A 12,326-nucleotide genomic window follows, 5' to 3' on the forward strand; every position below is an offset into this window, starting at 1 on the left:
CCGCACGCCGAGTGCAGCCGTTTGGCGGTACTGCCCGACGGGTGCCAGCTCATTAAGGTGGCCGCCATGGTCGCTCCTGAGAAGACGGCGCCTCAGGCGCCCTCAGCGAAATCGTCCCCGTTCGCGGGCTCTGTCCGCGGTTACGACAAGCGTCAGGTCGACGAGCACCTCGCCGAACTGGCGACCGAACTCAAGCAGACCTCACGCAGCCGCGACGAGGCCGTGGCGACCGCGGGTGAACTCACCAAGGCGCTCGGCCACGCCCAGAAGGAACTGGACGAGACCAAGGCCGCCCTCGTGCGGATGAGTTCGAGCCCGTCCGGCGCCGGCGCGATGGCCGAACGCGTCCGCATGATGATGCAGCTCGCCGAGGAGGAGATCGCCGACCTCAAGGCCGCCGCGGAAGCCGACGCCAAATCGACCCGGGCCGAAGCGGACAAGTACGCCCACGAGACGCAGCGCGCGAGCGAGAAGGCGGCCAAGGACGCGCAGGCCGAGCGGGAAAAGCTGCTCGCCGACGCCAAGGCGGAGATCGAGCGGCTGAACTCCGAGGCGGCGCAGAAGCGCAAGGAACTGGACATGGAGAGCGTCCGGGCCCGCGCCGCCGCGGACAAGAAGGCCGAGGAGGCTTCGGCGGCTCGCCGCGCGGAGGCCGAGAAGGCGTCCGCGGACAAGATCGCGGAAGCCGATCAGGTGTCGGCGGCCAAGCGTGCCGAGGCCGAGCGGATCTCCGCGGAGAAGATCGCCAAGGCGGAGAAGTCTTCGGCGGAGGACATCGCCGCGAAGCAGGAGCAGGTCGCGGAGGCCCTCACCGACGCGAAGACCCAGCAGGCCGAAGCCCAGCAGGCCCGGAAGCTCGCGCTGGAACTCCGGTCGAAGGTCTCCGATCGGCTCTCCGCCACGGACGCCGCCGTCCAGGAGGCCATCCGGCTGCTGGCTCCCGCCCCTGATGCCGCCGAGGCACCCAAGCCGGAGGCCGCGCCGAAGCCCGCTCCCACCAAATCCAACGGCCCACGCCCTTCCTGATCGCTTAACGCCGGACGACGGCGAACAGCTCGTCGTCGATCCAGCCCCTGGTGTGCAGCTCGGCGCAGAATCGCTGGTACGACTCGGCGAGCACGGCACTTTCGCGCTCGTCGGGCTCGACCAGCGTTCCCCCGCCGAGCCCTTCGGACGCCTCGGTGAGCCCGCCCGGCAGGACTCCCGCCGCGGCGAGCAGCGCGGCGCCGTAACCCGTTTCCGCCTGTGGCGACACCCGCAGGCCGAGGCCGGTGACGGTCGCCCTGATCCGTGTCCACAAAGGACTTCTGCTGCCGCCGCCCGCCGCCAGCAGCGGATCGGTGACCGTGACGCCGAGGCGGCGCAGGTGGTCCAACGCCAGCCGCTCGAGGAAGGCGACCCCCTCCAGCCTGGCCCGGTGCAGTTCCACCTCGTCCGCTTCACCCGACACGAAGCCCTCCGCGTCCGGGCTGGCGAACGGGAAGCGTTCGCCCTTGCGCCGCAACGGATACGCGACCACCTTCGCCGGACCCAGCTCGGCCGCCGCCGCGTCGAGTTCGGGAAGGCGATCCTGCCCGGCGACGGCCTCGCCGCCGGTGTTCGACGCGCCACCGGGCAGCCACCAGCCGTCCGGATGACGGTGGCTGTACATCGCCCCCGTCGGATCCGGCACCAGCCCCTCGGTGACTCCCTTGAGCACGTACGTCGTGCCGAGGATCCCGACGAAGCTCCCGGGAGCGACCGCGCCGGCCGCGAGCTGGCCGGCGCAACCGTCGGTCATCCCGGCCACGACCGGGCAGCCCGCCGGGAGTCCGGCGACCGGACGGGCCACCTCGCCCAGCACGGTGGCCGGCGCGACCACCGAGGGGAGCAGGCTCGCCGGCACGCCCAACGCCTCGAAGACCTCGGCGGGCCACTCGAGGGCGAGCGGGTCGTAACCGCTCTTCAAGGCATGCGACCAATCGGCCGCCACCGGCCCGCCGGTGAGCTCCGCGGCGATCAGATCGGGGGTGTGGCGGATCCCGGCGACGTCGGGGACGTGCCCGGCCAGCCAGGCGATCCGGCCGAGCGCGGCCGTGGCGGACACGCCGGAACCGAGCCGCCGCCAGCGATCCGCGCCGAGGGCGGTGGCCTCGCGGTTGAGTTCCGCACCCCGCCTGTCGTCGTACATCAGCGCGGGGGTGACCGGCTCACCGGACGCGTCGACCCCGACGATCGTCCCCGACGTCGCGGCGATGGCCACCGCGGCGACCTCGCCGCCCCTGCCCGGCAGCTCGCCGGTGACCTTCGCCAGCACTGTCTTCACCGCCGGCCACCAGGACCGGGCGTCCTGCTCGCTGTGTCCGCGGCCGTCGCGGACCGGCGCGGGCAGCGGCCCGGCGGCCGAAGCGAGGACGGTGCCGCCGCGCACCGCGAGGGCTCGGACCCCCGCGGTGGCGACGTCGATGCCGATCGTGACGGGTTGGCTCACGTGGTGACGACCTTCTCTCCGACTTCTTGCAGACTTTTGTCCTCTTCGATCGCCTTCGCCGTCTCATCGGGCAGCTTCAGGTAGCGCACCATGACCGCCGCGACCAGATACAGCGCGGCGAAGACGATCACCACGCCGGCCGCGCCCAGCGGGCCGAGGAACACGCTGACGATCGCCGGCCCGACGAACGCCGCCGCGCCCGCGCCCAGGTTCAGCAGGGCCATCGCGCCACCCTTGTTCTCCGGGGCGAGCGAGGGGAGCAGCGCCGAGATCGGCACGAACCCGGCGAGCGTGGCGCCGTACAGCGCGCCGACGAGCAGGGCGAGCCAGTAGTACTCGGCGCCCATGGCGATCGGGACGAAGTAGAGCAACAGGATCGAAATCGCGCAGCCGATCGCGCCGAACCAGAAGATCGTGGTGCGCCAGCCGATCCGGTCGCTCAGCACGCCGAAGATCAGGTTGAAGAAGATGTTCGTGCCGTAGATGACCGAGACCAGGAGGAGCCAGCGGCTCTCCCCGAACCCGATCTCCTCGATGAAGATCGTCGGGAAGAACACCAGCATCCCGAATTCGGGCGCGGTGTTGATGACGCGGACGAGCATCCCGACGCCGACGCGGGGCTTCTTCCACGCGATCGACACGCTGGAAACCAGGCTCTGCACCGGTTTCACGTCCGGCGGCGCGAGCCGGGTGTACCCGGTCCGTTGCCGGACACCGAAGATCGCGAGCAGCCCGCCGAGCGCGAGCAGCGCCACCGACACCCAAAGCGTCCCGTACTGGCCCAGCACCGGGTTCGTGAAGCTCGCGACCAACGCGCCCAGCGTCGGAAGCCCGCCGGTGAAGGCGAAGTAGAACCAGCCCACCGCCGCGCCGAGCCTGGCGACCGGCGCCACCGCGGTGATCCAGACCAGGAAACCGAACGCGAACATCGGATAGCCGAACCCGCGCAGACCGTAGAACACCAGCATCAACGGGTAGTTCTCACCCGATACCGCGACCGCGAGGAACAGCACGTCGAACACCAGCCAGATGGCCAGGCCGATCATCATCACGCGACGCGGGCCCCACAGATCCGACAGCGCGCCCGACAACCACGACGCCAGCATCACGGCGACGCCGTACACGGTGATCACGTACGAAGCCTTGATCTCGGTGCCCGCGCCGTTGTCCGCCATGAACGGCGCGATGAAGCCCGACTCGACCCCGTCGCCGATCATGAACAGCAGCAGCCCGGCGTAGCCGAGGAACAGCGGGGCGGGCAGGCCCCAACGGTTCAGTACGCGGGCGAACCCGCTCCCGGATCGCGATAACGGCGGTGTTACCTGGTTCATGCACGCCTCCATGACGTCGTGTTCAGCGTATCATGGATCGTGTTAACTTAACTTTCAAGATGTTACATCGGTGGATTTTCGTGTTAGCCTCGCGCGCCCGGGTCGGTCCTGCGGCGTGAGTGACCGGGTGAAGACGCGTTGCGAAAGCCACTTTCGCAACGTTGAAGGTTGCGAAAGTGGCTTTCGCAACGCGCCTTCGGTCCATGAGTGCCTGGGCCATCCGCCAGACCCTGAAGTACGTGAAGGCCCCCTTCACTGCGCTAGACGCAATGAAGGGGGCCTTCACGTACTTCAGGTCGCGGCAGGCGGCTCCTCAGAGTTCCGCGAGGTCCACTTCCACCTGGCTCCGCATCTCCTCGGCCAGGTGCTCTTCCACTCCGTCGTCGACGATCAGCACGTCGAAGTCGCTCAACGGCGCCAGCCGGTGCAGCGCCGCGCGTTCGGTCTTGCTGTGGTCCATCAGCAGCACCTTCGTCCGGGCGCTGGCCAGCATCGCGCGCTTCAGCATCACGATCTCCGGTTCCTGATGGAACGTCATCCGCGTGTTCATCGCCGAGGTCGAAACGAAGGTCGCGTCGACGTTGATCCGCTCGATCGCCTCCAGGCTCTGCATGCCGAGGAACGAGTCGTGGGTCGCGGAGTAGTCGCCGCCGATGCAGATGAGCCGCAGGTCGGGAACGCCTTTGAGCAGTTCGATGGCGCCGAGGTAGTTCGTCGCGACGGTCAGCGGGGTGACGCGGTGCAGCATCTTCGCCAGCGCGAGCGCGCTCGTGGAGTCGTCGAGCAGGATCGACATCCCCGGCTCGACGCGCGCGAGCGCGTGCGCGGCGATGGCCATCTTCTCTTCCGAATGCACGTTCATCCGGTAGTCGGCGTTGCTTTCGAACACCGTCGACGGCATGGCCGACACGCCGCCTCGGTACTTCCGGAGCAGGCCGCGCCGCGCCAGTTCGTCGACGTCGCGGTGCACCGTCATGGTGCTGACGCCGGTGAGTTCCACCAGTTCGGAGATGCTCGCGGAGCCGGTTGTGAAGACGTGTTCGGTGATCAGCTGCTGACGCGTGTTACGAGAGTGCGCGCTCGCACCGGCCGTCTTCTCATCGCTCATGTCGTCCAGTATCGCGTGCGGGCGGGCTGATTGAGGCGCAGCAGGCCGGTGCGCGTGCCGTCGATCTCTATCTCCGTGACGGCCGCGTTGTCCAGCCGCGGGAACACGGTGCGGTAGTTCTCGAGCGGAATGCCGAGCAGTGCGCACAACGTCAGCCTGATCAAGGTGTTGTGCGCGACGACCAGCACCGTCTCGCCCGGTGTCTCGGCGGCGATCCCGCGCAAGGCGCCGGCTCCGCGGGTGGCCGCGTCGGCGGGCGGCTCCGAACCGGGGAACGCGCCGCTCACGGGATCGGCGAGAAACCTTGCCACCGCAGCGGGATCCGTCTCCGCCAGCTCGGCCCTGGTGCGCCCTTCCATCAGTCCGAAGTGGACTTCACGCAGCTCGTCGACCACCCGTAAAGGCAGGTCCAAGGCCTTGGCGGACGGCTCCGCGGTGCGCCGTGCCCGGCTCTGCGGCGAGCAGAACACGGCGGACGGCTCGGCCGCCGCGGCGAATCCGGCGAGCTCGTCCGCCTGCCGCAGACCTTCCTCGGTCAGCGCGACGTCACTGCTGCCCGCGTACCGGTTCTCGGCATGCCATTCCGTTTGGCCGTGCCGTGCCAATAACAACCGTGCGACCACGCGATCCCTCCTCGGGGCTTGTCCAGATCACATCATCGATGTTAACTTAACAGCATCGATGTGAAAGGAGATGCCGGATGGCACTCGCCGCGGTGGTGTTCGACCTGGACGGTGTCCTCGTCGACAGTGAACACCTTTGGGAGGAGAACTGGGTGGCGTACGCCGCCCGGCACCGCACCGAATGGACCGCCGAGGACACCGCGTCCGTGCAGGGGATGAGCGCGCCCGAATGGGCCGCGTATCTCGCGAAGCGGTCCGGCACCCCGGAAAGCGCGGCCGAGGTCGAGCGTGCCGTGGTCGACGGCATGATCGCCGCGATCGAGGCGGGCGAGGCGCCCCTCCTGGCCGGCGCCGGGGAGATGGTCCGCGAGGTGAGCGCGAAGGTGCCGGTCGCGCTGGCGTCGTCGGCCGCCCGCCGGGTGATCGACGCGGTGCTCTCCAAGCACGGGCTCACCGGCGAGTTCGCCGCGACCGTCTCCAGCGCCGAGGTCGCCAGGGGCAAACCGAGCCCGGACGTCTATCTCGAAGCCGCGGCCAGGCTCGGCCGGTCCGGTGAGGAATGCCTCGGCGTCGAAGACTCCAGCAACGGCATCCGCGCCGCCGCCGCGGCCGGGCTCACCGTGATCGCGTTGCCGAATCCGGTGTACCCGCCGAAGCCGGACGCGCTGGAGCTGGCCGCCGAGGTCGCGGAGAACAACGACGACGTGCGCCGCAAGCTGCTCGCGTACCTGTCCGGTGAATTCGCGGAAGCGAGCGGGCGATGACGGTCCTGGGAGCCGCGGAGACGTTCAAACGCGACTGGCTGGACGGGTTCGTCACGGCCTACGGGCGTTCGGTGCGCAAGGTTCCCGGCGCCTATGGCGTGCTGCGCCGGGAAGAATCCGAACCCAAGGTCGCGGTGGTGATCGGCGGCGGCTGCGGGCACTATCCCGCGTTCGCCGGGCTGGTCGGTCCCGGTCTGGCCGACGGAGCCGTGGTGGGCGACGTGTTCACCAGCCCGAGCGCCGAGCAGGTCTATCGCACCGCGCGGGCCGCGGAGAGCGGAGCGGGCGTGCTCTTCGGCTACGGCAACTACCAGGGCGACGTGCTGCATTTCGGGCTCGCCGCGCGCAGGCTGGCCGCGGAGGGCATCGAGAGCAGGACGATCCTGGTCACCGACGACATCGCCAGCGGTCCCGCCGACGCGCCGGAAAGGCGTCGCGGTGTCGCGGGCGACTTCCTGGTCTTCAAGATCGCGGGCGCCGCAGCCGAACGCGGTGACGATCTGGCCGCCGTGCACGCGGTGGCGGAGAAGGCGAACGCGAACACCCGGACGTTCGGCGTGGCGTTCGGCGGGTGCACGCTGCCCGGCGCGTCCGCTCCGCTGTTCACCGTCGGCGAGAGCGAGATGGAGCTGGGGCTCGGCATCCACGGCGAGCCCGGCGTCCGCACGGTCGGCAGGCTGAGCGCACGGGAGCTGGCCGACGAGCTGGTCGACGGTCTCCTCCCGGAGCTGCCCGCCGGCGACGGACGCGTGGTGGTCCTGCTGAACGGGCTGGGCCGCACCAAATACGAGGAGATGTTCGCGACCTACACCCGGGTGCACGAGCGGCTCGCCGCGGCGGGGCTCAGCCCGTCGCACACCGAGGTCGGCGAGTTCGTCACTTCGCTCGACATGGCGGGTGTCTCGCTGTCGATCCTGGTGCTCGACGACGAACTCGCCGAGCTCTACGCGGCCCCCTGCGACACCCCCGGCTATCGGAGCACCGGTGCCGCGCTGGCACAGGTACCGCTGGAGTCCACAGTGGACGCTCTACTGGCGGAGGCCGAGCCGGGGCAGGGCATCGTGGATCGAGCGCTGACCGCGGCTCTGCGCGATATCGAGGCCAACGAAGCCGAACTCGGCCGGTTGGACGCGGTCGCGGCCGACGGCGATCACGGACTGGGGATGACCAGGGGCATGCGGGCCGCGGTCTCCGCCGCTCGGCGCGACGGAGACTCGCTGTCCACCGCGCTCCTGGCCGCCGGGACGGCGTTCGCCGACGCGGCGGGAGGTGCGTCCGGCGCGCTGTACGGCGTCCTGCTCGCCGAGACCGGTGCGGGACTGGGTGGCCTGGCGGCCGAAGAGGTCACCGCGGGAACACTCGCCGGCGCGGTGGACGGCGCGGTGAAGGCGTTCGTCGAACTGGGCAAGGCCGAGCCCGGCGAGAAGACCATGCTCGACGCCATCGAGCCGTTCCGGCTGGCGTTGCGCGAACAGGCCGAGGCGGGCGCCGACGTCCCGCAGGCCTGGCAGAAGGCGGCCCAGGTCGCGGTGAGCGCGGCCGAGGCCACGGCGGACCTGCTGCCCGTCAAAGGCCGGGCGGCGCGATTGGCGAGGCGCAGCGAAGGGCACCCCGATCCCGGGGCCACCTCGTTCGCGCTGCTCGTCACCGCGGTCGGCCAGGCTCTCGGAAAGGAAGACTGAATGCGGATCGTGGTGGCGGCGGACAACGCCGGGGTGGCACTCAAGGACCAGCTGCGTGACCTGCTCCTCGCCGACGACCGGGTGGACGAGGTCACCGACCTCGGCGTGGCCGACGGGTCCGACGACAAGGCGTACCCACTGCTCGGCTTGGCGGCGGCGGAGACCATCGCGCGGGGTGAGGCGGATCGCGGAGTCCTGGTCTGCGGGACCGGGATCGGCATGGCGATCTCGGCGAACAAGGTCCCCGGTGTCCGGGCCACGGTCGCGCACGACTCGTACTCCGCCGAGCGTTCGGTCAAATCGAACGACTGCCAGGTGATCACCTTCGGCGCCCGGGCGATCGGTCCGGAGCTGGCGAAGAAGATCGTCGCCGAATGGGTCGGCCATCGCTTCGACCCGGCATCGGCCAGCGCGAGCAAGGTCGCGCACATCACCGAATACGAGCAAGCTCACTGAACGCGGCCCGACACGGGCACGGAGAGAGGACGCAGAGTTGCGGATACTCGCTGCGGGAGACCATTTCGTCGGCACCGGCCTGCTGGCCGACGCCGTCCGTGCCGAGGTCGGCGCCGGGCACGAATTCTCGGAACTGACCCTGCCGTGGCCGGTGGAGCCGTTCGGCCCGGTCGCGAACGTCCACGAGGCCAGCGGCACCGAGGAGCAGGTGATCGAGGCCTTGGCCGGAGCCGAGGTCGCGGTGACCCAGATGGCGCCCTTCACCAAGCAGGTGTTCGCGGCCGCACCCGGGCTCAAGCTCGTGTCGGTGTGCCGGGGCGGCCCGGTCAACGTCGATCTCGCGGCGGCCACCGAAGCGGGTGTCGCGGTGACGTACGCGCCTGGCCGTAACGCCGGTGCCGCCGCCGAATTCGCGGTGGGGATGATCCTGGCCGCGATGCGCCGGATCTCGACGTCCTCGGCCGAACTGCTGGGCGGCACCTGGCGCGGCGACTACTACGCCTACGACCAGACCGGTCTCGAACTCGACGGGACCACCGTCGGCCTGGTGGGGTACGGCGCGATCGGTGCGCGGGTGGCCAAGGTGCTCGTCGCGTTCGGTGCGAAGGTGCTGGTCTCGGACCCGTTCGCCGACCCGGCCCGGATCAGCGCGGACGGGGCGGAGCTCGTCGAACTGGACGACCTGCTGCGCCGCAGTTTCGTGGTGAGCCTGCACGCCCGGCTCACCGAGGAGACCCGGCACCTGATCGACGCCGCCAAACTCGCGTTGCTGCCGGAAGGCGCCGTGCTGGTCAACACCGCGCGCGGCGGCCTGCTGGACTACTCTCCGCTGCCGGAAGCACTGCGCTCGGGACGGCTCGGCGCGCTCGCGCTCGACGTGTACGACGTCGAGCCCCCGCCCGCGGACTGGGCGTTGCGGGACGCGCCGAACGTGATCGCGACACCGCATCTCGCCGGGGCCAGCAGGCAGACGGCGGAGCGGGCGGCGAGCATCGTCGCCGCCGAAGTCGGCCGGTACGCGCGCGGGGAGGCACTCGCCAATCTGGCGAACCCCGAGGTCCTGCGGCCATGATCATCGGCGTCGACATCGGCACGTCACTGACCAAGGCGGTCGTCTTCGACAAGGCCGGGATGTCCGTGGCGAGCGCGTGCACCACGTCCGAGGTGCACCACCTGCCGGGAGGGTTGGTCGAACAGGATCTCGATCAGGTGCTGGGCACCGTGGCGACGGTGGTGCGCGAGGTCGCCGCCGGGCTCGACGGTCCGGTCACCGCATTGGCCCTCACCGGTCAGGGCGACGGGCTGTGGTTGCGCGACGAATCCGGCGAGGCCGTGCGCCCGGCGATCTCCTGGCTCGACGGCAGGGCGAACTCGTTGCTCGCCCAGTGGCAGGCAGGCGGAGTGGCCAGGGAGGTTTTCCGCCGTACCGCGTCGGGAATGTTCCCCGGTTGCGCCGCGGCCATCATGTCCTTTTTGGACACTCATGAACCGGAGTCGCTGGACAGGGCGGCGGTGGCGGGTTACTGCGTCGACGCGGTACTCCAGCGGCTGACCGGCGAGATCACGGTCGACGCGTCGGACGCTTCGTTGCCGTTCCTCGACCCGGCCACCCGGCGGTACGACGAAGACGCCATCGCGGCCGTCGGTCTCTCCCACCGCCGGAACCTGTTCGCGGAGCCGGCGGCGCCGAAGACCGTGTTCCGCTTGGACGAACGCGGCGCCGGACTGCTCGGGCTTCCGGTCGGGCTGCCCGTCACCGCGGGGCCGTTCGACCTGCCCGCGAGTGCCATCGGTGCCGGTGTACGACGGCCGGGCGACGGCATCCTCACCGCCGGCACCACCCTCGCCTGCCAGGTCCTGACGGACTCGGCGGAGTTCGATCCGGAAGGCGAGCCCGCCGGGATGTTCCTCTGCACGCCGGAAGAAGGCGAGTTCCTGCGGGCGATGCCGGCGATGGTCGGTACCGCCGGGATCGACTGGATGTGCCGCCTGTTCGGAATCGAGGTCGAGGAGATCGGCTCGCTGCTCGACACGAGCGGACCCGGCGCGGGCGGGGTCCGCGCGCTTCCGTTCCTCTCCGCGTCCGGTGAGCGGGCGCCGTTCGTCGACGCTTCGGCGAGGGCCCAGTTCTCCGGGCTGAGCCTGGAGAGCGAACGTGGGGACATCGTCCGGGCGCTGTGCGAGTCGATCGCTTACGCGGCGAGGCATTGCTTCGAGGCGGCCGGGCTCACCGGCACGTTGTACGCGTGCGGCGGCGGGGTCCGGTCGCTCGAATGGACCCGGATCTTCGCCGACGTTCTCGGACGGCCCATCGTGATCCCCGGCGATCCCGGGGTGGGCGCGCGAGGCGCGGTGATCGTCGCGGCGGACGCCCTCGGCGAGCCGGTCGACCGCGAACTCTGGGCGGAGAGTGCGCGCGTCGTCGAGGTCCGGCCCGAGAACGTAGGGTTCTACGAGCAGGGCTATGCCGACTATCAGGCCTCACTGGCCGCGGCCCGCGGACTTTGGAGGTTGTGACGGTGATCCTGGCCAAAGAACGCCTGGCGGTCTGCGAGTTCGCCCGCCGGATGACCGCGGACGGGCTCGTGGTCGGCACCTCCGGCAACGTCTCCGCGAGGCAGGGCGAGCTGGTCGCGGTGACCCCGACCGGGGTCGACTACGCCGGGCTGCGGTCGGAAGACATCCCGGTGGTCGGCCTGGACGGCGAAATCGTCGAAGGCACGCTCAAACCGACCAGCGAACTCCCGATGCACCTCACGGTGTACCGGCAGGCGGCGGATCCGGACGGCAAGCCGATCTCCGCGGTGGTGCACACGCATTCCGTGCACGCGACGGCGGTCTCCACCCTCGTCACCGAGGTGCCGCCGATCCACTACATGCTCGCCGCGATCGGTCCGACAGCCCGCGTGGCGCCCTACGCGACGTACGGCACCGAAGAACTCGCCAAAGCCATGCTGGAGGCGCTGGACGGCCGCCGGGGCTGTCTGCTGGCGAACCACGGCACCACCACCTTCGGCGACAGCCTCGGCTCGGCGTACAGCCGCGCGCAACAGCTCGAGTGGGTCTGCCAGGTGTGGCTGACGGCCCGCGCGGCCGGAACGCCGAACCTGCTCCCGCCCGACGAGATCGAGCACGTCGTGGAGAAGCTCCGCGGCTACGGCCAGCGCTAGGCCACGCCTTCCCCCAAGCGACGGACCGGGTTCAAACCGGCGAGGGACGCCAACGGGCAGCGGCGGCTGTGATCGTGGGAACCGATCAAGTGATCGGCATCCGATGGTCCGAGGAGCACGCATGACTGTCCACCACCCCACCGCGCCCGGGCGACTGCGCGCCGCCTGGCACAACGCGCACGCCCCGGTGCCGGGAGTCCCCCGGTGGGCCCGGATCGCCGCCTACGCCATTCCCTTCGTCGTGCTGCCCTCCGGTCTGTGGCGGATCATGACCGTCGTCTTCCACATCGGTGACGACGCCACGCACGGCGCGGGCCAGCTTCCGTCGTGGTTGCCGGGGCCGGTGTACATCGTCGGCCTGTCCGTCGTCTCGGAACTGCTGGCGTTCACCGCCATCGGACTGATCGCCGCCTGGGGCGAGGTCCTCCCACGCTGGATTCCGCTGCTGGGCGGCCGCCGAGTGCGGCCCTTCGCCGCCATCGTGCCCGCCGCCCTCGGCGCCGCGATCCTGACCGTTCTGTGGACCACCGCCTATGTCACCGAGATGTCCGGCCTCACCATCCAAGGCGACCCACTTCCGGCCGACTACCCCACCAAGGCGCTGCACGGCTGGCAACTCGCCTTCTTCGAAGTCACCTACGCCCCGCTCCTGCTGTGGGGACCGCTGCTGGCGGCAGTCTGCTTCGCGTACTGGCGGAGGCGCCGGCACGTTCGCTGACGGC

Annotated in this window: 12 protein-coding genes; 8 read left to right on the forward strand and 4 right to left on the reverse strand. The window is 70.3% G+C overall.

Going from position 1 to position 12,326, the window contains the following annotated elements:
* Positions 1-66 precede the first annotated feature (66 nt).
* Positions 67-1,026 carry a hypothetical protein gene (locus ACSMFO_RS07665; RefSeq protein WP_436457682.1) on the forward strand — a complete coding sequence of 320 codons (960 nt, stop codon included), beginning with the start codon at positions 67-69 and terminating at the stop codon, positions 1,024-1,026.
* A gap of 4 nt (positions 1,027-1,030) precedes the next feature.
* Here ACSMFO_RS07665 and ACSMFO_RS07670 read toward each other — a convergent pair whose 3' ends face one another.
* From ACSMFO_RS07670 to ACSMFO_RS07685, 4 genes are all read right to left on the reverse strand, one after another.
* Positions 1,031-2,470 (reverse strand): FGGY-family carbohydrate kinase, encoded by a 1,440-nt coding sequence (locus tag ACSMFO_RS07670; RefSeq protein WP_436457684.1) that lies wholly within the window; start codon positions 2,468-2,470, stop codon positions 1,031-1,033.
* A complete protein-coding gene (locus ACSMFO_RS07675) occupies positions 2,467-3,801 on the reverse strand; it encodes an MFS transporter (RefSeq protein WP_436457685.1) in 1,335 nt (444 codons plus the stop codon). Before ACSMFO_RS07675 ends, ACSMFO_RS07670 begins: the two co-directional genes overlap by 4 nt.
* Positions 3,802-4,114: 313 nt before the next feature.
* Positions 4,115-4,909 carry a DeoR/GlpR family DNA-binding transcription regulator gene (locus ACSMFO_RS07680; protein ID WP_436457686.1) on the reverse strand — a complete coding sequence of 265 codons (795 nt, stop codon included), beginning with the start codon at positions 4,907-4,909 and terminating at the stop codon, positions 4,115-4,117.
* Positions 4,906-5,532 (reverse strand): histidine phosphatase family protein, encoded by a 627-nt coding sequence (locus ACSMFO_RS07685; RefSeq protein ID WP_436457687.1) that lies wholly within the window; start codon positions 5,530-5,532, stop codon positions 4,906-4,908. The genes ACSMFO_RS07680 and ACSMFO_RS07685 overlap by 4 nt, the downstream gene beginning before the upstream one ends.
* 77 nt (positions 5,533-5,609) lie before the next feature.
* Here ACSMFO_RS07685 and ACSMFO_RS07690 point away from each other — a divergent pair, with 77 nt between their 5' ends.
* The 7 genes from ACSMFO_RS07690 (at position 5,610) to ACSMFO_RS07720 (ending at position 12,322) form a co-directional block, all read left to right on the forward strand.
* The gene (locus tag ACSMFO_RS07690) at positions 5,610-6,296 is read left to right on the forward strand and encodes an HAD family hydrolase (RefSeq protein ID WP_436457688.1); all 687 of its coding nucleotides are present in this window, start codon (positions 5,610-5,612) and stop codon (positions 6,294-6,296) included.
* Complete coding sequence (locus ACSMFO_RS07695) at positions 6,293-7,978, forward strand: dihydroxyacetone kinase family protein (RefSeq protein WP_436457689.1); 1,686 nt, start codon at positions 6,293-6,295, stop codon at positions 7,976-7,978. Before ACSMFO_RS07690 ends, ACSMFO_RS07695 begins: the two co-directional genes overlap by 4 nt.
* Positions 7,979-8,434, forward strand: coding sequence for a ribose-5-phosphate isomerase (locus tag ACSMFO_RS07700; protein ID WP_037335333.1), 456 nt, complete (start codon positions 7,979-7,981; stop codon positions 8,432-8,434).
* 37 nt (positions 8,435-8,471) lie between these two features.
* Positions 8,472-9,506: a 2-hydroxyacid dehydrogenase gene (locus tag ACSMFO_RS07705; protein WP_436457690.1), complete on the forward strand. Its 1,035-nt coding sequence runs from the start codon at positions 8,472-8,474 to the stop codon at positions 9,504-9,506.
* Complete coding sequence (locus tag ACSMFO_RS07710) at positions 9,503-10,951, forward strand: FGGY family carbohydrate kinase (RefSeq protein WP_436457691.1); 1,449 nt, start codon at positions 9,503-9,505, stop codon at positions 10,949-10,951. The genes ACSMFO_RS07705 and ACSMFO_RS07710 overlap by 4 nt, the downstream gene beginning before the upstream one ends.
* A 2-nt stretch (positions 10,952-10,953) precedes the next feature.
* A complete protein-coding gene (locus ACSMFO_RS07715) occupies positions 10,954-11,604 on the forward strand; it encodes a class II aldolase/adducin family protein (protein ID WP_436457692.1) in 651 nt (216 codons plus the stop codon).
* A 121-nt stretch (positions 11,605-11,725) separates the two neighbouring features.
* Positions 11,726-12,322 carry a hypothetical protein gene (locus ACSMFO_RS07720; RefSeq protein WP_436457693.1) on the forward strand — a complete coding sequence of 199 codons (597 nt, stop codon included), beginning with the start codon at positions 11,726-11,728 and terminating at the stop codon, positions 12,320-12,322.
* Positions 12,323-12,326: the final 4 nt, after the last annotated feature.

It is taken from the genome of Amycolatopsis sp. w19 (assembly GCF_051373225.1).
Classification (GTDB): Bacteria; Actinomycetota; Actinomycetes; order Mycobacteriales; family Pseudonocardiaceae; genus Amycolatopsis; species Amycolatopsis japonica.

Bases quoted from the DNA above. Each gene is read 5' to 3' on its own strand.
- ACSMFO_RS07700 (WP_037335333.1), top strand. From the start codon at position 7,979: ATGCGGATCGTGGTGGCGGCGGACAACGCCGGGGTGGCACTCAAGGAC.
- ACSMFO_RS07720 (WP_436457693.1), top strand. From the start codon at position 11,726: ATGACTGTCCACCACCCCACCGCGCCCGGGCGACTGCGCGCCGCCTGG.
- ACSMFO_RS07690 (WP_436457688.1), top strand. From the start codon at position 5,610: ATGGCACTCGCCGCGGTGGTGTTCGACCTGGACGGTGTCCTCGTCGAC.
- ACSMFO_RS07710 (WP_436457691.1), top strand. From the start codon at position 9,503: ATGATCATCGGCGTCGACATCGGCACGTCACTGACCAAGGCGGTCGTC.
- ACSMFO_RS07695 (WP_436457689.1), top strand. From the start codon at position 6,293: ATGACGGTCCTGGGAGCCGCGGAGACGTTCAAACGCGACTGGCTGGAC.
- ACSMFO_RS07665 (WP_436457682.1), top strand. From the start codon at position 67: ATGGTCGCTCCTGAGAAGACGGCGCCTCAGGCGCCCTCAGCGAAATCG.
- ACSMFO_RS07675 (WP_436457685.1), bottom strand. From the start codon at position 3,801: ATGAACCAGGTAACACCGCCGTTATCGCGATCCGGGAGCGGGTTCGCC.
- ACSMFO_RS07680 (WP_436457686.1), bottom strand. From the start codon at position 4,909: ATGAGCGATGAGAAGACGGCCGGTGCGAGCGCGCACTCTCGTAACACG.